General features: G+C 68.6%; 26 protein-coding genes. 12 read left to right on the top strand and 14 right to left on the bottom strand.

Annotated features, from left to right (window positions below; genetic code table 11):
• Positions 1 to 55: 55 nt before the first annotated feature.
• Together LQZ87_RS04560 and LQZ87_RS04555 are read left to right on the top strand one after the other, a co-directional pair.
• A complete protein-coding gene (locus tag LQZ87_RS04560; RefSeq protein WP_230102264.1) occupies positions 56 to 853 on the top strand; it encodes an arginase family protein in 798 nt (265 codons plus the stop codon).
• Positions 850 to 1,302, top strand: a complete 453-nt coding sequence (locus LQZ87_RS04555) for a Fe-S oxidoreductase (protein ID WP_230102263.1) — start codon at positions 850 to 852, stop codon at positions 1,300 to 1,302. The genes LQZ87_RS04560 and LQZ87_RS04555 overlap by 4 nt, the downstream gene beginning before the upstream one ends.
• Here LQZ87_RS04555 and LQZ87_RS04550 read toward each other — a convergent pair.
• The 3 genes from LQZ87_RS04550 to LQZ87_RS04540 are packed head-to-tail and all read right to left on the bottom strand — an operon-like array spanning position 1,295 to position 3,020.
• On the bottom strand, positions 1,295 to 1,786 hold the full coding sequence (locus LQZ87_RS04550; RefSeq protein WP_230102262.1) for an SIP domain-containing protein: 492 nt from the start codon (positions 1,784 to 1,786) through the stop codon (positions 1,295 to 1,297). The two genes, LQZ87_RS04555 and LQZ87_RS04550, sit on opposite strands and share 8 nt — an antisense overlap.
• A 53-nt stretch (positions 1,787 to 1,839) precedes the next feature.
• Positions 1,840 to 2,547: a tyrosine-protein phosphatase gene (locus tag LQZ87_RS04545; RefSeq protein WP_230102261.1), complete on the bottom strand. Its 708-nt coding sequence runs from the start codon at positions 2,545 to 2,547 to the stop codon at positions 1,840 to 1,842.
• Positions 2,544 to 3,020, bottom strand: a complete 477-nt coding sequence (locus tag LQZ87_RS04540) for a carboxymuconolactone decarboxylase family protein (RefSeq protein WP_230102260.1) — start codon at positions 3,018 to 3,020, stop codon at positions 2,544 to 2,546. Before LQZ87_RS04540 ends, LQZ87_RS04545 begins: the two co-directional genes overlap by 4 nt.
• A 43-nt stretch (positions 3,021 to 3,063) precedes the next feature.
• Between LQZ87_RS04540 and LQZ87_RS04535 the strand changes: the two genes are divergently transcribed.
• Positions 3,064 to 4,176, top strand: coding sequence for an acyltransferase (locus LQZ87_RS04535; RefSeq protein WP_230102259.1), 1,113 nt, complete (start codon positions 3,064 to 3,066; stop codon positions 4,174 to 4,176).
• Here the strand turns inward: LQZ87_RS04535 and LQZ87_RS04530 are convergent.
• Entirely contained in the window at positions 4,165 to 5,691 is a 1,527-nt protein-coding gene (locus LQZ87_RS04530; RefSeq protein ID WP_230102258.1) for a glycosyltransferase, read from the bottom strand. The genes LQZ87_RS04535 and LQZ87_RS04530 overlap by 12 nt on opposite strands.
• A gap of 164 nt (positions 5,692 to 5,855) precedes the next feature.
• Between LQZ87_RS04530 and LQZ87_RS04525 the strand changes: the two genes are divergently transcribed.
• The 6 genes from LQZ87_RS04525 to LQZ87_RS04500 all read left to right on the top strand — a co-directional run bounded on the left by LQZ87_RS04525 (position 5,856) and on the right by LQZ87_RS04500 (position 11,826).
• Positions 5,856 to 6,779, top strand: coding sequence for an alpha/beta hydrolase (locus LQZ87_RS04525; RefSeq protein WP_230102257.1), 924 nt, complete (start codon positions 5,856 to 5,858; stop codon positions 6,777 to 6,779).
• Between the two features lie 71 nt (positions 6,780 to 6,850).
• Entirely contained in the window at positions 6,851 to 8,368 is a 1,518-nt protein-coding gene (locus tag LQZ87_RS04520; protein ID WP_230102256.1) for an ABC transporter substrate-binding protein, read from the top strand.
• A 20-nt stretch (positions 8,369 to 8,388) separates the two neighbouring features.
• Positions 8,389 to 9,336 carry an ABC transporter permease gene (locus tag LQZ87_RS04515; protein ID WP_230102255.1) on the top strand — a complete coding sequence of 316 codons (948 nt, stop codon included), beginning with the start codon at positions 8,389 to 8,391 and terminating at the stop codon, positions 9,334 to 9,336.
• Positions 9,336 to 10,217: an ABC transporter permease gene (locus LQZ87_RS04510; protein WP_230102347.1), complete on the top strand. Its 882-nt coding sequence runs from the start codon at positions 9,336 to 9,338 to the stop codon at positions 10,215 to 10,217. Before LQZ87_RS04515 ends, LQZ87_RS04510 begins: the two co-directional genes overlap by 1 nt.
• Entirely contained in the window at positions 10,214 to 11,005 is a 792-nt protein-coding gene (locus tag LQZ87_RS04505) for an ABC transporter ATP-binding protein (RefSeq protein ID WP_230102254.1), read from the top strand. Before LQZ87_RS04510 ends, LQZ87_RS04505 begins: the two co-directional genes overlap by 4 nt.
• Complete coding sequence (locus LQZ87_RS04500) at positions 11,002 to 11,826, top strand: ABC transporter ATP-binding protein (protein WP_230102253.1); 825 nt, start codon at positions 11,002 to 11,004, stop codon at positions 11,824 to 11,826. The genes LQZ87_RS04505 and LQZ87_RS04500 overlap by 4 nt, the downstream gene beginning before the upstream one ends.
• Here LQZ87_RS04500 and LQZ87_RS04495 read toward each other — a convergent pair.
• Genes LQZ87_RS04495 through LQZ87_RS04485 form a run of 3 tightly spaced genes read right to left on the bottom strand, consistent with a single transcriptional unit; the run spans position 11,795 to position 13,936 of the window.
• Positions 11,795 to 12,397 (bottom strand): GNAT family N-acetyltransferase, encoded by a 603-nt coding sequence (locus LQZ87_RS04495; RefSeq protein WP_230102252.1) that lies wholly within the window; start codon positions 12,395 to 12,397, stop codon positions 11,795 to 11,797. The two genes, LQZ87_RS04500 and LQZ87_RS04495, sit on opposite strands and share 32 nt — an antisense overlap.
• A 28-nt stretch (positions 12,398 to 12,425) precedes the next feature.
• Positions 12,426 to 13,127 carry a uracil-DNA glycosylase gene (locus LQZ87_RS04490; RefSeq protein WP_230102251.1) on the bottom strand — a complete coding sequence of 234 codons (702 nt, stop codon included), beginning with the start codon at positions 13,125 to 13,127 and terminating at the stop codon, positions 12,426 to 12,428.
• 5 nt (positions 13,128 to 13,132) lie between these two features.
• On the bottom strand, positions 13,133 to 13,936 hold the full coding sequence (locus LQZ87_RS04485) for an SDR family oxidoreductase (protein ID WP_230102250.1): 804 nt from the start codon (positions 13,934 to 13,936) through the stop codon (positions 13,133 to 13,135).
• A 149-nt stretch (positions 13,937 to 14,085) separates the two neighbouring features.
• On the opposite strand from LQZ87_RS04485, the gene LQZ87_RS04480 reads away from it, so the two are divergent.
• Positions 14,086 to 15,408, top strand: a complete 1,323-nt coding sequence (locus tag LQZ87_RS04480) for a bifunctional o-acetylhomoserine/o-acetylserine sulfhydrylase (protein ID WP_230102249.1) — start codon at positions 14,086 to 14,088, stop codon at positions 15,406 to 15,408.
• A 144-nt stretch (positions 15,409 to 15,552) separates the two neighbouring features.
• Positions 15,553 to 16,761, top strand: a complete 1,209-nt coding sequence (locus LQZ87_RS04475) for a homoserine O-acetyltransferase (RefSeq protein WP_230102248.1) — start codon at positions 15,553 to 15,555, stop codon at positions 16,759 to 16,761.
• A gap of 4 nt (positions 16,762 to 16,765) precedes the next feature.
• On the opposite strand, the gene LQZ87_RS04470 is transcribed toward LQZ87_RS04475, so the two are convergent.
• Genes LQZ87_RS04470 through LQZ87_RS04450 form a run of 5 tightly spaced genes read right to left on the bottom strand, consistent with a single transcriptional unit; the run spans position 16,766 to position 21,007 of the window.
• The gene (locus LQZ87_RS04470) at positions 16,766 to 17,392 is read right to left on the bottom strand and encodes an NUDIX domain-containing protein (RefSeq protein WP_230102247.1); all 627 of its coding nucleotides are present in this window, start codon (positions 17,390 to 17,392) and stop codon (positions 16,766 to 16,768) included.
• 9 nt (positions 17,393 to 17,401) lie between these two features.
• Positions 17,402 to 18,580: an MFS transporter gene (locus LQZ87_RS04465; protein ID WP_230102246.1), complete on the bottom strand. Its 1,179-nt coding sequence runs from the start codon at positions 18,578 to 18,580 to the stop codon at positions 17,402 to 17,404.
• Positions 18,581 to 18,625: 45 nt separating this feature from the next.
• A complete protein-coding gene (locus LQZ87_RS04460) occupies positions 18,626 to 18,943 on the bottom strand; it encodes a thiamine-binding protein (RefSeq protein WP_230102245.1) in 318 nt (105 codons plus the stop codon).
• Between the two features lie 10 nt (positions 18,944 to 18,953).
• Complete coding sequence (locus tag LQZ87_RS04455) at positions 18,954 to 20,171, bottom strand: hypothetical protein (RefSeq protein ID WP_230102346.1); 1,218 nt, start codon at positions 20,169 to 20,171, stop codon at positions 18,954 to 18,956.
• Positions 20,172 to 20,173: 2 nt separating this feature from the next.
• Positions 20,174 to 21,007: an ADP/ATP-dependent (S)-NAD(P)H-hydrate dehydratase gene (locus LQZ87_RS04450; protein ID WP_230102244.1), complete on the bottom strand. Its 834-nt coding sequence runs from the start codon at positions 21,005 to 21,007 to the stop codon at positions 20,174 to 20,176.
• Positions 21,008 to 21,059: 52 nt separating this feature from the next.
• Between LQZ87_RS04450 and LQZ87_RS04445 the strand changes: the two genes are divergently transcribed.
• A complete protein-coding gene (locus LQZ87_RS04445; protein ID WP_230102243.1) occupies positions 21,060 to 22,127 on the top strand; it encodes an NADH:flavin oxidoreductase/NADH oxidase in 1,068 nt (355 codons plus the stop codon).
• An 18-nt stretch (positions 22,128 to 22,145) separates the two neighbouring features.
• Here the strand turns inward: LQZ87_RS04445 and LQZ87_RS04440 are convergent, their stop codons facing one another.
• Both LQZ87_RS04440 and LQZ87_RS04435 read right to left on the bottom strand, forming a co-directional pair.
• The gene (locus LQZ87_RS04440; protein WP_230102242.1) at positions 22,146 to 23,207 is read right to left on the bottom strand and encodes a hemolysin family protein; all 1,062 of its coding nucleotides are present in this window, start codon (positions 23,205 to 23,207) and stop codon (positions 22,146 to 22,148) included.
• Positions 23,204 to 24,523, bottom strand: a complete 1,320-nt coding sequence (locus LQZ87_RS04435) for a hemolysin family protein (RefSeq protein WP_230102241.1) — start codon at positions 24,521 to 24,523, stop codon at positions 23,204 to 23,206. The genes LQZ87_RS04440 and LQZ87_RS04435 overlap by 4 nt, the downstream gene beginning before the upstream one ends.
• Positions 24,524 to 24,532 lie beyond the last annotated feature (9 nt).

Here is a 24,532-nt window from a genome sequence, read left to right as displayed (position 1 = left end):
TGCCCGGGGCATCTCCGTTAACCCCCGCATCACCGTCACATCCCAGGAGGTCCCCGTGGCCCGATTCCTCGTCGTCCCGCAATGGCAGGGGTCTCCCTCTGCCAGGGCGATGCTCCTCGTCGACGGTGCATCCGCGATCGCCGGCGACCTGCCCCGCAACGCCACGACCGTGCTCGACATCCCGCTGGAGGCCGGCGAAGCCCTGGGCACCGGCGTGCACCGATTGAGCTCGCTGCAGCGGATCCGGGCGATGATCGCCGAAGCGATGACACCCGACACCGTTCTGGTCGGCGGCGACTGCAGCGTCACCGTCGCCGCTCTCGACACGATCGATCTGGATGACGTCGCACTCGTCTGGTTCGACGCGCATCCCGACCTTCACACGGATGAGACCTCGCCGTCCGGGGCGTTCTCGGGCATGGCGCTGCGCGCGATCCTCGGCGAAGGCGAGCGGCAGCTCGCCCTGTCCCCCGGGCTCCCGGCCGAGCGCGTGATCGTCGCCGGCGCGCGCGTCCTCGACGACGCCGAAGAGGATCCGTTGTCACGCCTGACGCAGCTCTCCGTCGACGAGCTCGATGATGCGGAGGCGCTCGCCAACGCAGTCGAGCGCACCGGCGCGTCCCGCGTGTGGGTGCACATCGACGTCGACGTCCTCGATCCTGCCGAGATGGCAGGCGTCTCCACCGCCGCTCCGTTCGGCGCCACTGCAGCCGCACTGTCATCCGCCGTTCGTGCACTCCGCGAGCGTGTTCCGCTCGCCGGCGCGACGATCGCCGGCTTCGCTCCGCGCTCCCCGCTGGATGCGGTCGACGACCTCGGTGCTATCCTCCGACTCGTGGCGGCCGTGGCATGACACCGACGTCGCACACCGTGCCCGACTGGCAGCCGGCCGCTGACGCCGCGGTGGAACGGGGTCGCAGATTCGACCGCCGCATCCCGTCGTTCCTGCTCCGCTCACCGATCAGCCGGATCGGTTACGCCTGGGGAACGGCCGTCGGATGGGTATGGGGGTCCCTGTGGAGCACGGGGCCCGTCGAGCGACGAGCGGGCCTGTGGGTCTTCCGGGACATGCCGAAGTGGACCTTCAACCGCGGCGGGGTGTGCGTCGGCGGCTGCTACCTGACAGGGGACACGAACCCGACCGACGCGGTGCTGCGGCACGAGGCCGTGCACAAGGCGCAGTGGTTGACGTACGGATTCCTCATGCCCGTGCTGTATCTGTTCGCCGGGCGGAACCCGTTGCGGAACAGGTTCGAGATCGAGGCGGGTCTCGAGGACGGGAACTACGTCCGCTCTAGATAGCGGTCCCTGAGCCTGTCGAAGGCGCAGGCAGCAGACCGAAGCGTTCTGGGGCGCTGATCGTGGATGCCGGGACATCGAGCGTTCCGGTCAGGTGCTCGACGATGTCGGCCGTGCCGAGGTAACCGCCGAAGAGCGTCACATGCGTCGGGAGCTCGCTGTCGCAGAGCATCTCGTCCGCCCACGCGCAGGTGGCTCGCGCCAGGGCGGCCCCCGGTGCGCAGGAGCGACCGGTGCCAGGCGCCCCGGAGCGCGACGAGCGCGCGAGCCAGGTGACCGTCATCCGGGCCGGCGCGTCGATGACGCCGATGTCGCTCGCGTCAGGCACCTCGATGAACACGCGTCCGGAGGCGCACAGCGGGAGCGTCGCCAGGAACGTCTCGAGCTCGAGCAGCGAGTTCTCGTCGGCCGTCACCAGGTGGTGCGAGCGCAGACGAGCGGCCCGGCGCTGGGCGCGGCCGCTGCGAACGTCGATGGACATCGTCATGATTCCTTCATCATATCACCGATGAAGGGTTGCCTTACCTTGCCCGTCGGAGGTCACCGTTCGACGAGACTGTCGCGAAGCGCCGCGAGTTCGTCGTCGGCGAGACCGTGCGCGCGCAGGTAGTCGGCGGCCGAACCCCAGCGCGCGTCCACCTGGTCGAGCAGGCTGCGCATCACCTCCGCCGGCGACAGCGTGGCGAGCGCGACCGCGTTCTCGGCGTGCGGATGCTGCGCCCGCAGAAACGCCGTGATGCGGCGGTTCCTCTCCTGCGGGAGAAGCGACGCCGTCAGGGCGTAGTCGGCGACCACGGCATCCCGATCGGCCTCGACAGCCGACAGCGCGAGCGCCACGGTGACGCCTGTCCGATCCTTGCCCACTGTGCAGTGCACGAGGGTGCGATTCTCTGTGGCGATGACGCGTACGGCGTCGGCCAGCCGCTGGCCGCTCTCGTCGAGCAGATGGCGGTACATCTCGCCGAGCCCCATGTCCTCATCGAAGAACGAGGCGACGGACCCGAGGAACAGCGGCAGGTGCGTGGTGGCGATGGAGGTCACCGCCGACGGCGCCTCAGCGACCTCCTGCCCGTCGCGCAGGTCGACGATGTGTCCGACCCTGCGCTCGATCTCGGCGATGCCCGACGGCGTCGCAGCGACGAGACTCCCCGATCGCAGAAGCGCCCCCTCACGGACACGCCCCCGCGCGGTCGCCATTCCACCGACATCCCGGACGTTGAAGACGCCCTCGATATCGAGAACCGTCACGCCGTCGCCTTCTCAACCCGCGGCAGGACCGGATAGCGGCCGGCGATCACGACGCGATTGAACGCATTGATCGACACGCACGCCCAGCTCAATGCCGCGTACTCCTTCTCGGTGAACACGCTGCCCACCCGGTCGTACACGTCGTCCGAGACGCCCTCATCGTGGATGAAGGTGAAGGATTCGGCCAGTTCGAGTGCTGCACGTTCCCGGTCGGAGAACACCCCGCTCTCGCGCCAGGTGGCGATCTGGAGGAGCGTGTCCGCGTCGAGTCCGGCCTTGACCGCGCGGTCGAGGTGGATGCGCGTGCAGTACGCGCATCCGTTCAGCTGCGAGCAGTGGATCATGACGAGCTCCTTGAGACGATCGTCGATGCCGTTGTCGCGGCAGATCTGCCCCACGGTGCGGGAGAACTGGTCCAGGGCCTCGTACGCCGCCGGCTCGGTCTTCGACAGGTGCACTCGCGTCTCGCTCATGCCCTCAGCTTAGGCTCAGACCCCCTGTCTAGCGTTGGTGCAGATGGCGAACTCTCAGCGCATAGCGAGTCTCGACGGGGTCCGTGGAATGGCCTCGCTGGTGGTGGTGATCTATCACTGCAGCCTCGTGGCGATGCCGCACCTGGACGAGACGCTCTCCGCCTGGCTCACCCAGAGCCCGGTCAAGCTCGCGTTCGCCGGGACGGAAGCCGTCCTGGTGTTCTTCGTGCTCTCCGGCTTCGTGGTGACCCTGCCGGTGCTGCGCGAAGGATTCAGCTGGATTCGCTACTATCCCACCCGCGTACTGCGGCTCTATCTGCCCGTCTGGGGATCGGTCGTGCTGGCCACCGCGCTCATCGCGCTCGTGCCGCGCGACCCCGCGAGCATGCCGGATGGCTCGTGGATGCAGAACGCGCAGGCGTCGAGCGTGAGCTGGGGCTCGTTCCTCGACGAAGCGCTCCTGCTGACGAAGAGCTACGACATCAACAACGTGCTGTGGTCGCTGCGGTGGGAGCTGATCTTCTCCCTCGCACTCCCCCTGTTCGTCGTCCTTGCCGTGGTGCTGCGTCGTCACGCGATGCTGGCGGCGACCGCCGCGTGCGCACTCACTGTCGTCGGGCGGATCATCGATGTGGAAGCACTCGTGTACCTGCCCGTGTTCATGCTGGGCTCGCTGATGGCCGTACGCCTCGACGATCTGCTCGCCTGGGTGCGCAGACCCCGCCCCCGGGCGTTCTGGCCATGTGTCACCACGATCGCGCTGACGCTCCTCATCGCCAGTTGGCTGACGCGGCCGTTCGCGGAGCCGTCGAGCATCGTGGGGCGCGCGATGTGGGGGCTCGCCGGGATCGGTGCCGCCCTGGTCATCGTTGTCGCGATGGGCTGGCCGCGGCTGCGCGCGGGGCTGGAGTCTCCTGTGCCGCAGTGGCTCGGGCGCACCTCGTACAGTCTGTATCTCGTCCATGTCCCGCTGATCGGAACGCTCGCCTACCTGTGGGGAAGCGAGAACTGGGCGCTGGTCGCGGCCGTCGGCATCCCAGCAAGTCTTTTTCTCGGCGCCCTGTTCCATCGCGTCCTCGAGGCACCAGCTCACCGGTTGGCGCGAGCCGCCGGGGCGGGTGCCGCGCCGCTCGAGCGGATGCGCTCACGCGTCTGATCGCTCGTATCGGCCGCTGAGTCGGATGATCCGTCGTTTCGCGCGGCCGATGGCTCGGCGCAGACGTCGGATCGTGGATTGCGGCGAGGATGCGGCGTGCTTGCGCTCGTACGCGCGCTCCATCTCGCGCGCCCAGGCACGAACGACTGCTCGATCGCTGAACTGCGCGGCGGTGGCCCTGGCACGCCGCCGCATCGTCTCGACGCGGTGACGCGGCATCCGCTGCAACTCGACGATGCGCTGCGCCAGGCCGTCGACGTCCCCCGGCGGCACGAGGAACCCGTTCGACCCGTGCGCGATCACGTCGGCGGGTCCGTAGGGGATGTCGTAGGCGATCGGCACGCAGCCGGCCGCCATGCCCTCGACGAGCGCGAGAGGAAGCCCCTCGGCCTTCGAGGTCAGCAGCATGAAATCCGCCGTGGCGAATGCTGATCTGGCCGCATCGTCGTGCCCGCGCAGCGACACCCGCTGCTGCATCCGCTGCGACCTGATCGTCTTCTCCAGCAGGGGGCGCCGCACCCCTTCGCCGAAGACGTCGAGTGTCACATCGGCCTCTCTGGATGCACGTGCCACCGCCTTCACTGCGTGCGAGACGCGCTTGCGAGCCGTCAAGGAAGCGAGCATGAGGCCTCGGCCGCGGCGATGCGCGGCCGGACCGCCGGACATGACGTCATTGAAACCGTTCGGGATGACGGCGACGTTCTCGTGAGGTCCGAGGTCGCTGATCAGGTCCGCCCGCTGCGCCCGAGTCAGCAGCGCGACGGAGTCGAAGTCCCCGAGGTTCTCGAGCACGCTCCGTCGGGAGGAGCTGAGACCTGAACCGTCCGCCGTGCGGTGCGACCCGTGCAGCACGTGCATCGTGACGACGTTGCGCCGACGGTAGGTGCGGGCGAACCGGGCGGCGGTCTTCGAATCGACGATGAGGAAGCTCTCGTCGTCGCCGACGAGTTCGTCCAGCCAGTGGCGATAGAGGCCCCAGGCACTCCCCCAGCTGCGCACCGGCCGGCCGCGCCGGTCGTAGAGCACCACGCTCCGCTTGCGGGTCTGCGGATCGCGGCGGTCCGTCACGAGCAGGGTGCCGTCACGACGGAACCGATCCGCAGCCAGTGCCCCGCCGTCAGCCGCGCGAACCTCTCTGAGCAGGACGACGTCGCCGTGCCGGTGTTCCACGGAGTCGGCGTCAACGGGAATCGGGTCATGGATGTGGCGAGGCGCAGTCTCCGCCCCACCGGCGTCCTCGCCGGAGTCTTCGCGGTCGCGGAGCCAGTCCCAGATGTTGATGATGCGGATGCCGTCGATCAGTTCGCCCCTGGCACGCAGGCGCTGCTCGAGCTCCGGATAGTCGACGCGGTCATCGAGAGTGAGGATGTCCACCGGGCGATCGGCCAGCAGCGCGAAGGAACGGGACCGATGCATGAGCGCTCCGGTCATGCCGCCGAACGGCTCAGGGATGCTCCACGTCAGTGCGAACTGCTTGCCAGGTCGGAAGCGGGGAGAGAGAATGGACGACCGCATACGCCACGACGCTAACAACCTCCGCTGGGAACCGGCTTCAGACACCCGGAACGCATAACGACAAGACGGACGCGTCTTTTCCTCCACTTTCGCGCACTCAATCCGCACCAAGGATTGACAGATTGCTTCAGAGTTTCACACTGGGCAGCGGTTCGGAGCAGAATATGGGCGTGACGACTGAGATCAGCGAGTTTCACTACCTCCCGCTCCAGGCGGAGGCACTCGGTGTATCTGTTCCCGCCGTCGAGCGGCTGACGCTCACGCTGCCGGACGGTCGCGAGCTGAGCGCGCTGCGCTACGGCACCGGCGCACCCGCCGTGACCCTTCTGCATGGAGCCGGTCTCAACGCACACACCTGGGACACGACCGTCCTGCTGCTCAAGGAGCCGGTTCTCGCGATCGACCTCGCAGGACACGGGGACTCGAGCTGGCGCGACGACGCCGACTACTCGGGCCGCGCACTTGCCCCCGACATCGCCTTGGCGCTGCAGGAGTGGACCACGCAGCCGCAGATCCTCGTCGGGCAGTCCCTGGGTGGGCTGACCGCGGCGGCCGTGGCATCCACGCATCCTGAACTCGTTCGCGAGCTCGTCATCGTCGACATCACGCCGGGGATCGACACCTCAGGCGGCCCCTCGGCCCTGCGTGCCTTCTACGAAGGCCCGACCGACTTCGCCACGAGGGACGAGCTCGTCGACCGCGCCATGTCACTGGGTTTCGGCAGCACCCGCCCCGAGACCGCACGCGGAGTGTTCCTGAACACACGGGTGCGCCCCGACGGGCGCATCGAGTGGAAGCACCACTTCGCCCATCTCGCCGCGAGGGCACTGGCGATGCCCTCGTCGGGCGATGCCGGCCCTGGCGCCGTTCTCGATGCCGGCGGCTGGGATGACCTCGCCGCCGCCGCGGCGCCGATCACCCTCGTCAGGGCAGCACGCGGTTTCGTCACAGAACCAGACGCAGAAGACTTCCGGCGTCGCGTGCCGGGCTCCCACATCGTCGCCATCGACGCCACCCACAACGTCCAGGAGACCGCGCCGACCGAGCTCGCCGAGCTCATCCGCGCCGCCTTCGTCTCTCCGGCCTGATCTTCATCTCCGACCAGACATCATCCGCCCGGCACACAGCACCCGCCGCCCGAGAGGACCCAGCACCCATCATGTTCCGCCGCACCAGACGCCTCGGCGTCGTCTCCGCGCTCGCCGCGACTGCCATCATCCTCACCGCGTGCGGGGGATCCTCCCCCGAGCCGACTCAGACCTCGGTCGGCGAGCCGGACCCAGCCGCCACGCTCACGGTCGGGCTGGTTCTCGAACCCACCAACCTCGACATCCGCCACACGAGCGGTGCGGCCCTCGAGCAGGTGCTCGTCGACAACATCTACGAGGGCCTCGTCACGCGCGCCCAGGACAACTCGATCGAGCCTCGTCTCGCCTCGGACTACGAGGTCTCCGGCGACGGCCTGACCTACACGTTCACCCTCAACGAGGGCGTCACGTTCCACGATGGTGCGGCTCTCACGTCCGCGGATGTCGTGGCATCCTACGACGCGGTCCGCACCGACGAGTCCTTGCAGGGGAACGCCGAGTTCGCCACGGTCGAGTCAATCACGGCTCCGGACGAGAAGACCGTCGTGATCACCCTCACCGAGCCGAACCAGAACTTCCTGTTCTCTCTCACAGGGCCCGCGGGTCTCGTCTTCAAGAACGGCGACAAGACGGATCTGCAGACCGCGGAGAACGGCACCGGTCCGTTCGTCCTGCAGAACTGGAGCCGCGGCAGCAGCATCACATTCGACCGCTACGCCGACTACTGGGGCGAGCCGGCCGGTGTCGCGGAGGTCGTCTTCGAGTACATTCCGGACTTCACCGCCGGAGTCAACGCAGCCCTCGACGGCAGCCTCGATGTGCTGACGGCCGTCGACCCGAACCTCGCGCCCGAGCTCGAGAGCTCCGGCGAGTTCACCCTGACGACCGGTCGCACCACCGACAAGGCCACGCTCGCCTTCAACAACGCCAAGGCGCCGCTCGACGACGTCCGCGTGCGCGAGGCGCTGCGCCTCGCCATCGACCACGAAGGCCTCATCGAGGCCGTCGGAGCGGGCGAACCGCTGTACGGCCCGATCCCCGAGCTCGACCCCGGCTACGAAGACCTCTCCGATGTCGCACCCTACGACCCGGAGAAGGCGAAGAAGCTGCTCGCCGAAGCCGGCCAGGAGGACCTCGAGCTCACGCTCACCATCCCGTCGTTCTACGGCACCACGGTGCCGCAGGTCCTGATCTCGGACTTCGCGAAGGTCGGCGTCACCCTCGACGTCAACCCGGTCGAGTTCCCGACGTGGCTCGAGGACGTCTACACGAACAAGGACTACGAGCTCAGCTTCGTGCTGCACGTCGAGCCGCGCGACTTCGGCAACTTCGCCAACCCGGAGTACTACTTCGGCTACGACAACCCCAAGGTGCAGGGCCTGTACACCCAGGCTCTCGCCGAGACCGACGCCGGCGCCTCCGCGAAGCTCCTCGCCGAGGCCGCCCGCCTGGTGTCGGAGGACCACGCGGCGGACTGGCTGTACAACGGCCAGACCATCACAGCTGTGCGGCCGATCGTCTCGGGCTTCCCCGAGGACTCGATCAACTCCCGCATCAACCTCGCCGGCGTCACGGTCGCCGGCGAGTGACCTGAGCCGACTGTCGCAGAGTGATCCGGTACACGCTGACACGAGGGGCCCTGCTCATCGCGGGACTCCTCGTGTCGAGCGTGCTGATCTTCCTCACGCTGCGCGTCTTCCCCGGCGATGTGGCGCAGCTCATCGCCGGAACGCAGGCACCGCAGGCAACCGTCGAGGCGCTCCGCGAATCGCTGGGTCTGAATCGCCCGCTGCCGGTGCAGTACGGCGATTGGATCGGAGGCGTGCTCACCGGTGACCTCGGCACATCGCAGCTGAGCGGCGCATCGGTCGGCGCGGAGATCGCAGAGAAGGCGCGGGTGACGGTGCCGCTCGGCATCATGGCGCTGGTGATCGCCCTGCTGATCGCCGTGCCCTTCGGCGTCCTGTCGGCCCTGCTGCGCGGACGCGCCGGCGGAACGGCGATCAGCGTCGCATCGCAGGCCCTCGCCGCCGTGCCGGTGATCTGGGCCGGCATGATGCTGATCGTCGTTTTCGCGGTGCTGCTCGGCTGGTTGCCCGCTCAGGGTTTCCCCCGAGGGGGCTGGGACGAGCCATGGCAGGCCTTCCGCTCTCTTCTGCTGCCCGCCCTGACGATCGGCATCGTCGAGGGCGCCATGCTATTGCGGTTCGTGCGCAGCGCCACTCTGCAGGCCCGCGGTCAGGACTTCGTCCGCACGGCCGCTGCCAAGGGGCTCACCCGCAACCGCGCACTGATCCAGCACGGCATCCCGGCCGTCGGACTGTCGATCGTCACGGTGCTGGGACTGCAGGTCGCCGGCATCGTCGTCGGCTCGGTGATCATCGAGCAGCTGTTCACCCTTCCAGGCATCGGCCGGATGCTCGTCGCCGACGTCGGCACCCGCGATCTGGTGAAGGTGCAGAGCGAGCTGCTGGTCCTCACCGGTCTCGTGCTCGTGATCGGCTTCATCGTCGACCTCATCCACCACGTCGTCGACCCACGGCAGAGGGAGGCATGATGCCGAGCTGGTTGCGCAGACTGTGGTCCGGTGCCACGGGACGTTTCAGTCTGATCGCCGTCGCGGCGATCGCCCTCATCGCGTTGGTGGCACTGTTCTGGACGCCGTTCAACCCTCTCGACGCGGACGTCCGCAACCGCTGGGCCGCACCCAGCTGGCCGCATCTGCTGGGCACCGACGGCACAGGTCGCGACATCCTGAGCCTCATCATGGCCGGAGCGCGCACCACCGTCTTCGTCAGCATCGGCGCCGGGATCGTCGCGACGCTCGTCGGCATCGCGCTGGCGGCCCTCGGGGCGCTGACGTTCCGCTGGATGCGCGAGGCCGTCGCTGTTCTCGTCGACATCCTCATCGCGTTCCCGGTGCTCATCATCGCGATGATGATCTCCTCGGTGTGGGGAGGGTCGCTGTGGGTCGTGGTCTGGGCGGTCGGAATCGGCTTCGGCGTCAACATCGCCCGCGTCACCCGGCCAGAGCTGCGTCGCGTGCAGCAGAGCGATTTCGTGCTCGCCGGCCGTGCATCCGGCCTTACCCCGGCGCAGAACCTCGTCCGGCATCTGCTGCCGAACGTCGCGCCTGTCTTCATCGTGCAGTTGTCGTGGTCGATGGCCGTCGCCGTGCTCGCCGAGGCGGGGCTCTCCTATCTCGGCTTCGGCGCCTCGGTGACCGAGCCCTCCTGGGGCATCCTGCTCTCCGACCTTCAGCGATACATCAGCATCCATCCGCTGTCGGTGGTCTGGCCGGGCCTGGCCATCACCATCACGGTCCTCGCGCTCAACCTGCTCGGCGACGCATTGCGTGAGGCCACGGACCCGACGCTGCAGCACAGGTCAGCGCGGCGTCGAGAAGCCGAGTCCCACACCCCGGCGGTGGTCGCGTGAGCCTCGTCGTGCAGAATCTGATCGTCGAGATCGACGGCGACCGCGTCGTCGACGGCATCTCGTTCGAGGTTCCGGACGGTGCTCGACTGGGCCTCATCGGCGAATCCGGCTCGGGCAAGTCGATCACCGCGCTCGCCGTGCTCGGGCTCCTCCCCGACGGAGCGACGGCTCGGGGCAGCATCCGCTGGGATGGCACGGAGCTGCTCGGGATGCCGGAGCGGGAACTGGCGCGATTCCGCGGCGACGACATCGGCATCGTCTTCCAGGAGCCGCGCACTGCCCTCAACCCCATCCGCACCGTCGGCCGGCAGATCGCGGAATCGGTGCGCATCCACACCGGCGTCAGCAAGCGCGAAGCGCGTCAGCGCGCGATCGAAGAGGCAGCCCGCGTGCGCCTGCCAGACCCCGAGACGATCGTCGACAAGTATCCGCACCAGCTCTCCGGGGGCCAGCGTCAGCGCGTCGCGATCGCCATGGCCCTCGCCTGCCGCCCTCGGCTTCTCATCGCCGACGAACCCACCACCGCTCTCGACGTGACGATCCAGGCCGAGATCCTGAAGCTGCTGCTCTCGCTCACTTCCGAGCACGGCATGTCGCTGATGTTCATCACCCACGACCTCGCCGTTCTCGCTCAGGTCGCGACCGATGGCGTCGTGCTGGAGGACGGCCGCGTAATCGAGGCAGCACCCGTGTCGACACTGCTCAGCGCCCCGGCGTCGCCGATCACCCAGGGGCTGCTCCGCGACGCCACAGCGACGCTGTGGCGACCGGACGGAGACGACTCATGAGCCTCATCGAGGCCCGCGGGCTCAGCCGCGACTTCGCCGTGCCGACCCGGTCGGTGTTCGAGCGAGCCGGCCGTCAGACGGCTCTGCAGCCCACCGACCTCGACATCGAATCCGGCGAGTCGATCGGCATCATCGGCGAATCAGGGTCGGGCAAGTCGACACTGATTCGCCTGTTGCTGGGCCTGGATCGCCCGACGACGGGCAGCGTGCGCGTCGACGGACGCGAGGTGGATGCCGCGGCATCCGCTCGTTCGCTGCACTGGCTGCGACGGGCGACGGGGCTGGTGTTCCAGGACCCCTACGCGTCGCTGGACCCGCGCATGAACGCCGGCCAGATCATCGCCGAACCGCTGTGGGCGCTCGGCATCGACGACGACCGGCGGGCACGGGTGCGCGAGGTGCTCGCCCAGGTCGGACTCGAGCCCTCGATGGCCGATCGCTACCCGCACGAGTTCTCCGGCGGTCAACGCCAACGCGTGGCGATCGCGCGCGCGATCGTGCACCGCCCGCGCATCCTCGTCGGCGATGAGCCGCTGTCTGCCCTCGACGTCACCGTCCGCGCGCAGATCCTCGAGGTGCTCGAGCATCTGCTCGAGACCGAGGACCTCACCCTGATCCTCGTCTCGCACGACATCGGCGTCGTGCAGAACCTGTGCGACACCGTCGCCGTCATGAACGACGGAGCGATCGTCGAGCGAGGAACGACCCGCGACGTGCTGCTGCATCCGCAACAGGAATACACGAAGAAGTTGCTCTCAGCCATTCCGGTGATCCCCGGCCGAGGCCAGGTCAGCTCCGGCGACGACGCCCCTTCGGTTTGAGCGATCGCTGCAGGTAGACAATTCCCAGCGACCGACCGAACTTGAATCCGACCCGGCCCATCCTGCCGACTTCGGTGAAACCGTGCTTCTCGTGCAGCCGGATGGATGCCTCGGCGCCGCTGTCGCTGATCACCGCGACGACCTCGCGCAGACCGATCTGCTCGCATGCCTCGATCAGGGCCTCGAGCAGCGCTGTGCCCAGCCCCTTGCCTCCGGCGCCCGGACCGAGGTAGATCGAGTCCTCGACGGTGTACCGGTAGGCGGACTTGCTCGCCCACGGCTGCACGAGCGCATAGCCGATCACCTCGTTCGACGGCGTGACGGCTACGAGGAACGGCAGCTTGAGCTTGGCCAGGAATGCGAACTTCTCGCGCCAATAGCGATGCGTCGAGGCCTTCTCGTCGAAGGTGACGACGGAGTTGGCGACGTAGTGGTTGTAGATGCCGCGGACGTCGGGCAGATCCCCCACCCGAGCGGGGCGGATCGTGTACGAGAAGGTGTCCGGCTCGGGTGCCGGCGCCTGCAGGTGGCGCGGCAACCGGCGACGCTGGTCGCCTGGTTCGAACTGCACTCGCTCAGCCTAACCGCAGCGAGTGAGCTCATGCTTCGCCGGCCACACGCCAGTTCACCGGCGACGCACCCTGCTCCTCGAGCAGAGCGTTCGCGCGTGAGAACGGCCTCGACCCGAAGAACCCGCGTCGGGCCGACAGCGGCGAAGGGTGGGCCGAGGCGATGACAGGTGTCTCTCCGAGCAGAGGCTGGAGATTAGCGGCATCCCGGCCCCAGAGGATCGCGACGAGCGGCTGGTCGCGGGCGACGAGGGTGCGGATCGCGAGCTCGGTGACCTGTTCCCAGCCCCAGCCGCGATGGGACGCCGGGGCACCGGGCCGCACGGTCAGCACTCTGTTCAGCAGCAGCACGCCCTGATCGCTCCACGCCGTCAGGTCGCCGTGCGGCGCAGGAGGGATGCCGAGATCGCTCTGACGCTCGGCGTAGATGTTCGACAGACTCCGCGGCAGCGGGCGCACATCCTTGTCGACGGCGAACGACAGTCCGATCGCGTGACCTGGGGTCGGGTACGGGTCCTGCCCCGTGATGAGCACCCGGACGTCCGCGAGCGGACGCTGGAAGGCCCGCAGCACGTGCGCGCCGTCGGGAAGGTATCCGGCACCGCCGGCCTGTTCGGCGCGCAGCCGCTCACCCAAAGCACGGATGTCTTCGGCCACGGGGGCCAGAGCAGCCGCCCAGCCCCGATCGATCAGGCCCTCGTCGGCGAGCTGCTCCAGCGATCTGCCCGGCACTGACCTCAGTCCTCGGCCTCGGGGCGCACGCGCAGCGGGCCGCGGGCGAGGATGTGCTGCGCCGACTGCGCGACAGGGCGCATCGTGATGAGGTCGAGATTCACATGACCAGGAGCATCCAGGGCGTACCCGATGACGTCGGCGACGTCGTGCGCCGTGAGCGGCGCCTCGACCCCGGCATAGACGGATTCGGCCGCCACCTGATCTCCGCCGAGCCTGTTCAACGTGAACTCCTCGGTGTGCACCATGCCCGGCGCGACCTCGACGACGCGGATCGGCTCGCCGTTCAGTTCTTGACGCAAGGCCTTCACGAGCATGGATTCTGCGGCCTTGGCAGCGTTGTATCCGCCGCCGCCCTGATACGCCGTCTGGGCAGCGGTCGACGTCACGAACACCGCATCGGCATGCCCGTCGGATGCCGCAGCTCGGCGCAGCAGCGGAAGGATGCGGGCGACGAGACGTTGGGTGGCGAGGACGTTCACCTCGTACATCCACTGCCAGTCCTCCGTGCTGCCGTCCTCGACGCGGTCGGTGCCGCGGGCGCCTCCGGCCACCTGGACCAGCGCGTGCACCGGTCCAGAGGCTTCGAGCTCGCCGATGAGGGCGGCCACGGCATCCTCACTCGTGAGATCGCATGCCACCGCCGATGCGCCGGTCTCGTCGGCCAGCGCCTGCAGGCGGTCCGCTCGGCGGGCCACGCCCACGACCTCCCACCCGCGCGAGCGCAGATCGCGCACCGTCGCCTCGCCGATCCCGGAGCTCGCACCCGTCACCACTGCGCGCCTCGCCGCACCTGCCTGTGTAACCATGCCTCCACCGTACGGCTTTTCCGCACGATCACGCGGATCCGGGATGTTACGTAACATTTCCCGCGCGTTGTCGGGCGAGGGCTCGTTCCGTAATCTCACATCAACGGCATCCGCCGCATCGATTTCGAATCCAGCCGAGGAGGCACACAATGTCCGCACCCGAGACCTGGCGTTTCGAGACCAAGCAGATCCACTCCGGCGCAGCGCCCGACCCCGTGACGAAGGCTCGAGCCACGCCGATCTACCAGACCACGTCGTACGTGTTCGACAACGCCGACCATGCAGCGAACCTGTTCGCCCTCGCCGAGTTCGGCAACATCTACACCCGCATCCAGAACCCGACGCAGGACGTTCTCGAGCAGCGCCTCGCGGCCCTCGAGGGCGGTACGGGCGCGCTCGTCCTCTCCAGCGGTCAGGCCGCATCGACGTTCGCCGTGCTGAACATCGCACAGGCCGGCGACCACTTCGTCTCGTCGAGCTCGATCTACGGCGGCACCTACAACCTCTTCAAGTACACGCTCGCCAAGCTCGGCGTCGAGGTCACGTTCGTCGAGAACCAGGACGACATCGAGGAGTGGCGCGCCGCGGTCCGCCCGAACACCAAGCTGTTCTTCGCCGAGACCATCGGCAACCCGAAGATCAACGTGCTCGACATCCGAGGCATCGCCGACGTCGCCCACGAGAGCGGCATCCCGCTGATCGTCGACAACACGATCGCGACGCCGTACCTGATCCGCCCGTTCGAGCACGGCGCCGACATCGTCGTGCACTCGGTCACCAAGTTCCTCGGTGGCCACGGCACCACCATCGGTGGCGCGATCATCGACGGCGGCACGTTCGCCTGGACCGAGCACGCCGAGAAGTTCCCCGAGCTCACCCAGCCCGACCCGTCGTACCACGGCGCGGTCTACACCGCCGCTGTCGGCGACGCCCTCGCCTACATCATCAAGGCCCGAGTGCAGCTGCTGCGCGACCTCGGATCGGCCATCGCGCCGCAGAGCGCCTGGAACCTGATCCAGGGCATCGAGACGCTGTCGCTGCGCATCGAGCGCCACGTGCAGAACGCGCAGGAGATCGCGGAGTGGCTCGAGAACCACCCCGATGTCGCCTCGGTGAACTACTCCGGGCTGCCCTCATCGCCGTGGTACGCCAAGGCCAACGAGTACGCGCCGAAGGGCGTCGGCGCCGTGCTGTCGTTCGAGCTGAAGGGCGGCGTGGAGGCCGGCCGTGAGTTCGTGAACTCGCTGTCGCTGTTCAGCCACCTGGCGAACATCGGCGACGTGCGCTCGCTCGTCATCCACCCTGCATCCACCACGCACTCGCAGCTCACGCCGGAGCAGCAGCTGACCTCAGGCGTCACGCCCGGGCTGGTGCGTCTGTCGGTGGGGCTGGAGAACATCGACGACCTCAAGGCCGACCTCGACGAGGCCCTCGCCGCAGCTCGCCGTGTCTCGGAGGCCGCTCGCGCCTGAGCATCCTTTCGCAGTAGCGCACGAATCTCGCAGACTCTCTCCGGAACTCTGCGAGATTCGTGCGTTTCTGCGATGTTTCCGCCCGCACGGCGAGCGCGACGTAACGTTCGCCCGCGAGCGGACAGGAGCCGCGACAATGGAGACATGGACTGGCAGAGCACCTCCGAGGACACCGTGCCATCGGCGCGCGTGACCGAAGACGACGCCCGCCTCCTGCGTGCTCGTCCGCCCGTGACGGGAGCATGGCGCGACGGCGACCCCGCGGGCAACCGCAAGTTCGCCGCCTTCGGCGCCTTCCGCACCGAGATCGGACAGGAGCTGCCGGGCATCCGCGTCGCATACGAGTCGTGGGGCACGCTCAACGCCGCACGCGACAACGCGATCCTCGTGCTGCACGCCCTGACCGGCGACAGTCATCTGCGCGGCGATGCCGGCCCTGGGCATCCCACCGACGGCTGGTGGCATGATGTCGTCGGACCAGGAGCGGCACTCGACACCGACCGCTGGTTCGTCATCGCTCCGAACATGCTCGGCGGATGCCAGGGCTCCACGGGCCCCGCCAGCATCGCCCCCGACGGTTACGAGTGGGCGTCGCGCTTCCCGTACCTGACGATCCGGGATCAGGTAGCGGGGCAGGTCCGCCTCGCCGACGCCCTGGGCATCGACCGTTGGGCCGCCGTCGTCGGCGGATCCATGGGCGGGATGCACGCGCTGGAGTGGGGAATCTCCCACCCGGAGCGCGTCGAGCGCCTCGCCGTGCTGTCCACTCCCCCGGTGAACACCGCCGACCAGATCGCCCTGAACTCCGTGCAGCTCGAGGCGATCCGCATCGACCCGCGGTTCCAGGCCGGCGAGTACTACGACCAGAGCGTCGGCGAAGGCCCCCACCGCGGGCTGGCTCTCGCCCGCCGCATGGCGCTTCTGAACTACCGCAGTCCGATCGAGCTGAACCAGCGTTTCCAGCGGTCGTGGCAGTCCGAGGTCTCCCCCCTCGGTCGCGGCGGACGCTTCGCCGTCGAGTCGTACCTCGACTTCCACGGCAACAAGTTCACGCGCCGGTTCGACGCCAACAGCTACCTGACTCTCGTCGAGGCGATGAACTCGCACGACGTCGGCCGCGGACGCGGCGGCGTAGAGAGCGCACTGCAGTCGGTCACGGCGACGACGCTCGTGCTCGGCATCGACACCGACCGCCTGTTCCCCGTCGACGGGCAGCACCGCATCGCGCGCAGCATCCCGAACACCCTCGACGGCAACGAGGCGGTCGTGCTGAACAGCGACTTCGGCCACGACGGCTTCCTCATCGAGACGGATGCTGTCAGCCACCACCTGCGGCGACTCCTCGCAGCCTGAACGGTCAGTCGCGCACGTACTCCCAGGGCAGCGCGGCTGTTCCGAGCCGGTGCCGCCCCGAACCGCCATCCGGATGCTCGGCATCGCCCGCCCAGAGGAACACGCCGTCGCCCAGAAGGTGCGTGGAGTACAGCTCCGGAACAGATGCCGCGGCGACAGCGGCCGCGATGGACGAGTGCGCCGCCAGTCCCTGAAGAGTGACCCACGTCGGCGGGAAGAGCACGATCTCCCCGTCCGCGTGCCGTCGTAGAGCTTCCGCCGGCGACAGCCACTGCACGTCGATCACCTCGTCGGGCGCAGCCCGCACCTCGCCGTCCGGGGCCTCAGCCAGGAAGAACCAGGTGCGGACGCGCTTGGGCGCCTCGATCGGCGGCACCCAGCACGAGAGGGTCGTGAGCGCCGTCGGACGCAGTCCGACCTCTTCCTCACATTCGCGGGCGGCTGCCCGAGCAGCCGTGGCGTGCTCGGTGTCGCCCGTCATGATATCGACGTCCTCGACGACGCCGCCGGGAAAGACCCAGGCGCTGGCGAACGAGCCGCGGTCAGGACGACGGATCAGAAGCGTCTCGATCCCCGGATGCGCGGCACGCAGCAGAACGGCGGTCCCGCCGACGAGCATGGTCTGATCCATGCCCTCACCCTATGCGGTCGCCGTCACCCGCTCCGAGCGGTACGCCACCATCGTGATTCCCAGCCCGATGACGGCGAGCACGGCTCCTGTCCATGCCGGCGCGGTGAACCCCCAGCCGACGGCGATCACGGCACCGCCGAGGAAGGCACCCAGGCTGTTGCCGATGTTGAGCGCCGAGTGGTTCATCGCCGCTGCGATCGACTGGTTGTCGCCCGCGACATCCATGAGCCGGGTCTGGATCGCCGGACTCAGCACCGACGAGACCAGTCCGACGGCGAACGCGAAGACCGCGAGAAGGATGATCTGGAACGACAGCAGTGCCAGCATCGCGAGAACGAGCGCCATCCCTCCCATGCCGATCAGCAGCGTGCGGCGCAGGTCGCGGTCGGCCATGAATCCGCCGAGCAGGTTGCCCACCGTCATCCCGAGCCCGACGATGACGAGCACGATCGGCACGGCCCACTCCGGAGAGCCGGCGACGTCCGTGACCAGCGGCGCGACATAGCTGTAGACCGCGAAGAAACCGCCGAACCCGATCGCGCCGATGCCGAGCGTGAGCCAGACCTGACCGACGCGGAACACGCCGAGCTCCGAACGCAGTGTTCTGCCCGGTTCGCCGGGATGCTTCGGCACGAACAGAGCGATCGACGCGGTGGCGAGCGCGAACACGAGCGTCACGACGAGGAACGCCGTGCGCCAACCCCACTGCTGCCCGAGGAATGTCCCCAGCGGCACGCCGACGACGTTCGCGATCGTGAGCCCTGTGAGGATGAACGCCACGCCCTGCGCGCGCTTGCCGGGTCCGAGTACGTCAGCGGCGACCAGTGCGCCGATGCCGAAGTACGCACCGTGCGGGAGTCCGGCGAGCAGTCGGGAGGCTCCGACGAGTTCGAAGGTGGGCATGACGACCGTCAGCGCGTTGAACACCGTGAGCGCGATCGCGAGACCGATCATCACCCGGTGACGCGGGAAGCGCGCCACGAGCCCGGCGATCGTCGGCGCGCCGATCACGACGCCGAGCGCGTAGAGCGAGATGAGGATGCCGGTCTGACCGATCGCCTCTTCAGGAGACGCGGCCCACTGCGTGGGCAGCAGATCCTGTGCGACGTTCGGGAGCAGGCCCATCACGACGAACTCCGTCATGCCTATGCCGAAGGAGCCGATGGCGAGGGAGAGGAGCGCCATCATCGCCGCACCCCTCGAAAATGTCGAGGAGTGAGTCACCAGACAATGCTACTGGGCGTCGGAGTCCTCGATGGCCGCCTCGAGTCGCTCGACCTTGGCGTCGAGCTCCCCGGAGAACCCGGGCCGGATGTCGGCTTTGAGGACGAGTGAAACCCGAGAGCCGAAGGGCATCACGGCCTCGGTGGCGCGCTTGACGACGTCCATGACCGTGTCCCAGTCCGGGCCCTCGACCTCGGTGAACATGCTGGTCGTGCGATGCGCGAGCCCGGACTCGCGAACGACCTTGACCGCTGCCGCGACGGCGTCGTGCACGGATCCGTCGGCGTTGCCGGTGCCGCCGGGGGCGACGGAGAAGGCGATGAGCATGATCGGTACCTCAGTTTCTCTGGTGGGTTCGGGGAACAGGAACGCGCACGAGCGCCCGTGCGGCCATGATCAGCAGCACGGTCACCAGCACGTTGCGCACGGTCAGCAGCAGCACCGGCAGCGGCTCGGCGCGGAGCAGTCCGTCGTAGGTGAGCGGGTAGACGAGACAGGTCAGCGCACTGAGCGCGAGGACGAGCGCGACGGGGAGCCCGGAACGGGTCCTGTCGAACACGATCCAGAGGATGACGGGCGCGATCAGCCAGGTCTGGAACTGCGGCGAGCCGACCTTGTTCGTCACGATCAGCACGGCGACGAGCGTGAGGGCGAGCGGAGGGAACAGTCGCGGAAAGGATGCTCCGCGTGCCGCCTTGAACGCGCCGTAGACAAGAGCGCCGACCGCGGCGAGCGCCATGAGCGGAGTGAGCAGCGCCGAGACCGCGTCGACCCCCGGCGCGCCTATCTGGAAGGTGAGGATCTCGTAGCTGTAGTCGATGGATGCCGCCCCCGCCGCCGCCATCCACATGAAGGGCGTCGCGGCGACGGATTCGATCTGCAGCCCGCGCCCGGTCTGCTCGAACACGAACCCGAGCAGGTGCCGGTCGGCGCCGAGGAGGAACAGCAGCACGACGATCCCCGCAGTCGCCGCGAGGAAGACCAGCAGCATCCGCATGCGCGTCCGCGCCGCCGCCACCGCAGCGACGAACAGTGCACCCGGCCAGATCTTGATCCACGCGGCGAGGGCGAGCATGGCAGCGGCCAGCGCCGGGCGCTTCACGAGCCAGCAGCCGCCGATCACCGCCAACGGCACCGTGATCGCGTCGATGCGGTACATCGCGATGGGACCGAGCAGCAGGAGCGCAGCCGTCCAGAACCAGCCGGCCGACCGCCGAGCGGCCGCGCCGTCGCGCCCGACGAGCACGCCGAAGCCGACGGCATCCAGAGCCGTCACGAGCACAGCCCAGCCGATCAGATACGCGCCGGTCGTGCCGGCGAGGCCGTTCAGGGGCCACGCCAGCAGCTGGGTGAGCAGCATCGGCAGCAGCGCCGGCTGCGGGTAGACCCACGACTCGGTGATCCCGACGATCGCGCCGCCGCTGAGCGCCGAGGCGGACCACGGCTGATACACGAGCACGACATCGCCCATGGGCTGGGTCGGGTACACCCAGCCCAGCCAGGCGACGATCACGTGCGCGGCGAGGAAGGCGGCCCACAGGGCCGTCACGCGCATCTTCACGAGAGCAGGTCTTCGATGGCAGCGGGGATCGCCTCGGCGACGTCGAGCGCGACGATCGGGTGCCCCGGTCCGTCGGCGGCACCGGATGCCAGCGCCGCCGCGTACCCGTGCAGCCACGTCGCGGCGGCCGCGACCTCATCGAGTGGAGCATCCGCGTTCGTGGCGATCAGCGCGCCGAGCATCCCGGCCAGTACGTCGCCGGCACCCGCGGTGGCGAGCCATCCCGGCGCTCCCGTGACATTCGTGACGCTGCCGTCGGGAGCGGCTATCAGCGTCGTCGCACCCTTGAGAAGGACAGTCGCGGACAGCAGCGCCGCCACCTCGGCAGCGTCAGCCGCACGATCGCCTGAGCTGCCCGCGTTCAGGCCGAGCCGCGCGCGCAGCCGAGCGAACTCGCCCGCGTGCGGGGTGACGACCAGCGGTGCGACGGCGTTCGGCGCGAGATCGAGGGCGCCCGCGTCGACGGCGACCGGCGCCGTGCCGGCGAGGATGTCGTGGAGCGCGCGATCCTCGTCCCAGCTGCGGTGCGCCGCACTCGTGCCGGAGCCGATCACCCAGGCGTCGACGCGCGTACTGCCGATGTCTGCCGCGGCGACGGTCTCGGGGCGCCGGGTGATCACGGCATCCGCCGCCCTCCCCTCCCCGACGAAGCGGACGAACCCTGCACCGGTGCGCCACGCCGCCTCGACGCCGAGCACGGCGGCGCCCGGGTACGCGTTCGAACCGGTGCGCACGGCGACGACGCCGCGAGAGTACTTGTCATCGTCCGCGGTCGGCACGCGCAGAAACGGCACTGTGTCCGCACGGGACCATTCGCGGACATCGACCATGTCTTCCACGCTAGCGCGCCGACCCCCTCCACGCCGGTACTACGTTCGAAGCGTGAGTCTTCTCTTCTCCCCGCTCCGCATCCGTTCCGTCACATTCCCGAACCGGCTCTGGGTATCACCGATGTGCATGTACAGCGCCGTGGACGGCGTCGCACAGGAATGGCATCACGCGCACCTCACCCAGTTCGCGTCCGGAGGTGCCGGGCTGATCGTCGCCGAAGCCACCAGCGTCGTCCCCGAGGGGCGCATCTCCCCGCGGGACACCGGCATCTGGAACGACGAGCAGCGCGACGCCTGGGCGCCGGTCGTCGAGGCCATCCATCACCGCGGCGGAATCGCGGGCATCCAGCTCGCCCATGCCGGACGCAAAGCCTCGACGTGGTGGCCGTGGGCGGATGATCGCGGCTCCGTGCCGGAGGCGGACGGCGGGTGGGCGACGGTCGCTCCCTCCGCCGTGGCCTTCGAGGGGTTCGCCGAGCCGGTCGCCCTGGACGCTGACGGCATCGAGCGCATCGTCATCGGATTCCGGGACGCGGCCCGAAGAGCGCTGGATGCCGGATTCGACGTGCTCGAGGTGCACAGCGCGCACGGCTACCTGCTGCACCAGTTCCTCTCCCCCCTGTCCAACCGACGTTCCGATGCGTACGGCGGGTCGCTGGAGCACCGCGCACGGCTGCTGCTGAGGGTGGTCGATGCCGTGCGCGAGGTCGCAGGCAGCGGCGTGCCGATACTCGTGCGCATCTCTGCCACCGATCACGCCGAGGGCGGGTTCACCCCTGACGAGGCCGCGACGGTGGCCGAGTGGGCGATCGCTCGCGGTGCCGACCTCATCGATGTCTCCAGCGGAGGCCTGGTCGCACACCAGCGAATCGACGTCCACCCGGGGTATCAGGTACCGCTGGCCGCCACGGTGCGTCAGGAGGGCGGGATCCCCGTATCGGCGGTCGGCCTCATCACCGATGCGGCGCAGGCCGAGCAGATCCTCGCCGACGGCTCGGCCGACGCCGTCTTCGCGGGTCGCGAATGGCTGCGAGATCCGCACTTCGGACTGCGCGCGGCCCACGAGCTCGGTGCAGAGGTCGTCTGGCCGCCGCAGTACCTGCGCGCACGCTGGCGTTGATCCTGCGGCGGCCGTCGACTATCGGCCGTGCACCCTCCTGGTCGCGTCCTGGACCTCGCCGACGAGCTCCTCGAGGATGTCCTCGAGGAACAGCACCGCCGTGGTCTCGCCTCGGGCGTCGCGCACCCTGGCGAGGTGGCGGCCGGCGCGACGCATGATCGCCAGTGCATCCTCGAGGTCGGTGTCCTCCTGCACCGGCACCATGTGGTGGATGCGCTTGGAGGGGATCGGCACCAGCGTCTTCGCAGCCGCGTCGTCGCCCTCCGACGCACGGAGGATGTCCTTCAGGTGCACGTACCCGAGCGGCATGCTCTCGTCGTCGACGATCACATAGCGCGAGAAACCGTACCGGGCCACGGCCCGCTCGATGTCATCCGGCGTGGTCGTCTGCGGCAGCGTCACCAGATCGCTCAGGGCGACGGCGACGTCACGCGCCTTCTTGTCGGTGAACTCGACGGCCTTCGCGACCGCACCTGAGGCGTCGCTCAGAACGCCCTCGCGTCTCGACTGGTTGACGATGGTCGCGACCTCGTCGATCGTGAAGGTCGACGCCGCCTCGTTCTTCGGCTCGACGCGGAACAGCCTCAGCACACCGTTCGCTGCTGCATTGAGCACCCAGATCACGGGGTGGAAGACCTTCGAGACCCAGACCAACGGCGGTGCGAGCATCAGCACCGCCCGATCCGGCACTGAGAACGCGAGGTTCTTCGGCACCATCTCGCCGAACACGACGTGCAGGTAGGACACCAGCACCAGGGCGATGACGAATCCGACGATGTCGACGACGGGCTCGGCCCATCCGAGGGCGTGCATCGGCACGCCGAGCAGGTGGTGGATCGCCGGTTCTGAGACGTTCAGGATCAGCAGCGAGCAGATCGTGATGCCGAGTTGCGATGTCGCGAGCATGAGCGTCGCGTGCTCCATCGCGTACAGGGCGGTCTTCGCAGCACGCGATCCCTGCTCTGCACGCGGCTCGATCTGCGAACGGCGCGCGGAGATCACGGCGAACTCGGCGCCGACGAAGAAGGCGTTCGCGATCAGCAGGATCACGAGCCAGAGGATTCCCATCCAGTCGCTCATCGGGTCACCTCCTCGGTTGTGGCATCGACCGGCACCGGGGTGTACCGGATGCGGTCGACACGGCGGCCGTCCATGCGGACGACCTGCAGCACACCGGAGTCGAGGGTGACCTCGTCACCGGTGGCCGGAACGCGCTCGAGAACGCTCATGATGTAGCCGCCGACGGTGTCGTAGACATCACCTTCCGGCACGCGCACACCCGTGCGGTTCCGCAGCTCGTCCGGGCGCAGCTCGCCGGGGAACGTGATCGAGTCACGCCCCTGCACGACGCCGGCGCGGCTTCGGTCGTGCTCATCAGAGACCTCGCCGACGATCTCCTCGACCAGGTCCTCGAGGGTCACGATTCCGGCGGTCCCGCCGTACTCGTCGACGACGATCGCGAGCTGGTAGCCCTTGGCGCGCAGCTCGGAGATCAGCACGTCGAGGTGCAGGGTCTCGGGGACGCGCAGCGGTTCTGTCGCGAGCGCGCCGACCGGCACCTCGTTGCGACGCTCACGCGGCACCGAGACGGCGGCTTTCAAGTGGACGACGCCTGTGATGTCGTCCAAGTCGTCGTCGTAGACGGGGAAGCGGCTGTGGCCGGTGCGGCGCGCGAGCTGGATGACATCCTCGGCGGAGTCGCTCGCGGCGATCGCGTGCATACTCGGCCGCGGCGTCATGACGTCGTCGGCGGACAGTCGGGCGAACGTGAGGCTGCGATCGAGCAGGGTCGCCGTATCGGCCTCGAGGACGCCGGCGCTGGCGGAGCGGCGGACGAGCGAGGAGAGCTCCTCGGCGGTGCGTGCTCCGGAGAGCTCTTCCTTGGGTTCGATGCCCATCGAACGAAGGATGCCGTTGGCGCTGTTGTTGAGAAGCAGGATCGCCGGCTTGAACACGGTCGTGAACGCCACTTGGAACGGGACGACGAGCTTCGCCGTGGCCCGCGGGAGAGCGAGCGCGAAGTTCTTCGGGACGAGTTCGCCGAGGATCATCGACAGCACGGTCGCGATGAACATCGCCACGATCGTCGAGATCGGGCTCACCGATGCTTCTGACAAGCCCCACCCGAGGAGGACGGGACTCAGCAGGTTCGAGAGAGCCGGTTCCATCGTGTAACCGGTCAGCAGCGTGGTCAGCGTGATGCCGAGCTGAGCGGACGACAGATGGGTGGAGGTGTGCTTGAGGGCGCTGATCGTCAGCGACAGCCGCGATTCACCGCGCGCCTGACGTGCTTCGAGTTCAGCGCGGTCGAGGTTGACGAGCGCGAACTCGCTGGCGACGAACAGGCCCGTCCCCACCGTGAGCAGGAGCCCCACGCCCAACATGACGTAATCCATCAGACGCTC

The organism is Microbacterium sp. Bi121 (assembly GCF_918698005.1).
Lineage (GTDB): Bacteria > Actinomycetota > Actinomycetes > Actinomycetales > Microbacteriaceae > Microbacterium.
Note: the sequence above shows the minus strand (reverse complement) of the source record. Positions and strands in the feature narration are given on the sequence as shown.

Excerpts from the sequence above, each read along its gene's own strand:
- LQZ87_RS04480 (WP_230102249.1), top strand. The coding sequence starts at position 14,086 with ATGTCCGCACCCGAGACCTGGCGTTTCGAGACCAAGCAGATCCACTCC.
- LQZ87_RS04450 (WP_230102244.1), bottom strand. The coding sequence starts at position 21,007 with ATGGTCGATGTCCGCGAATGGTCCCGTGCGGACACAGTGCCGTTTCTG.
- LQZ87_RS04555 (WP_230102263.1), top strand. The coding sequence starts at position 850 with ATGACACCGACGTCGCACACCGTGCCCGACTGGCAGCCGGCCGCTGAC.
- LQZ87_RS04435 (WP_230102241.1), bottom strand. The coding sequence starts at position 24,523 with ATGGATTACGTCATGTTGGGCGTGGGGCTCCTGCTCACGGTGGGGACG.
- LQZ87_RS04485 (WP_230102250.1), bottom strand. The coding sequence starts at position 13,936 with ATGGTTACACAGGCAGGTGCGGCGAGGCGCGCAGTGGTGACGGGTGCG.
- LQZ87_RS04500 (WP_230102253.1), top strand. The coding sequence starts at position 11,002 with ATGAGCCTCATCGAGGCCCGCGGGCTCAGCCGCGACTTCGCCGTGCCG.
- LQZ87_RS04520 (WP_230102256.1), top strand. The coding sequence starts at position 6,851 with ATGTTCCGCCGCACCAGACGCCTCGGCGTCGTCTCCGCGCTCGCCGCG.
- LQZ87_RS04540 (WP_230102260.1), bottom strand. The coding sequence starts at position 3,020 with ATGAGCGAGACGCGAGTGCACCTGTCGAAGACCGAGCCGGCGGCGTAC.
- LQZ87_RS04550 (WP_230102262.1), bottom strand. The coding sequence starts at position 1,786 with ATGACGATGTCCATCGACGTTCGCAGCGGCCGCGCCCAGCGCCGGGCC.
- LQZ87_RS04510 (WP_230102347.1), top strand. The coding sequence starts at position 9,336 with ATGCCGAGCTGGTTGCGCAGACTGTGGTCCGGTGCCACGGGACGTTTC.
- LQZ87_RS04460 (WP_230102245.1), bottom strand. The coding sequence starts at position 18,943 with ATGCTCATCGCCTTCTCCGTCGCCCCCGGCGGCACCGGCAACGCCGAC.
- LQZ87_RS04475 (WP_230102248.1), top strand. The coding sequence starts at position 15,553 with ATGGACTGGCAGAGCACCTCCGAGGACACCGTGCCATCGGCGCGCGTG.
- LQZ87_RS04535 (WP_230102259.1), top strand. The coding sequence starts at position 3,064 with ATGGCGAACTCTCAGCGCATAGCGAGTCTCGACGGGGTCCGTGGAATG.
- LQZ87_RS04530 (WP_230102258.1), bottom strand. The coding sequence starts at position 5,691 with ATGCGGTCGTCCATTCTCTCTCCCCGCTTCCGACCTGGCAAGCAGTTC.
- LQZ87_RS04465 (WP_230102246.1), bottom strand. The coding sequence starts at position 18,580 with ATGATGGCGCTCCTCTCCCTCGCCATCGGCTCCTTCGGCATAGGCATG.
- LQZ87_RS04470 (WP_230102247.1), bottom strand. The coding sequence starts at position 17,392 with ATGGATCAGACCATGCTCGTCGGCGGGACCGCCGTTCTGCTGCGTGCC.
- LQZ87_RS04455 (WP_230102346.1), bottom strand. The coding sequence starts at position 20,171 with ATGCGCGTGACGGCCCTGTGGGCCGCCTTCCTCGCCGCGCACGTGATC.
- LQZ87_RS04525 (WP_230102257.1), top strand. The coding sequence starts at position 5,856 with ATGGGCGTGACGACTGAGATCAGCGAGTTTCACTACCTCCCGCTCCAG.
- LQZ87_RS04440 (WP_230102242.1), bottom strand. The coding sequence starts at position 23,207 with ATGAGCGACTGGATGGGAATCCTCTGGCTCGTGATCCTGCTGATCGCG.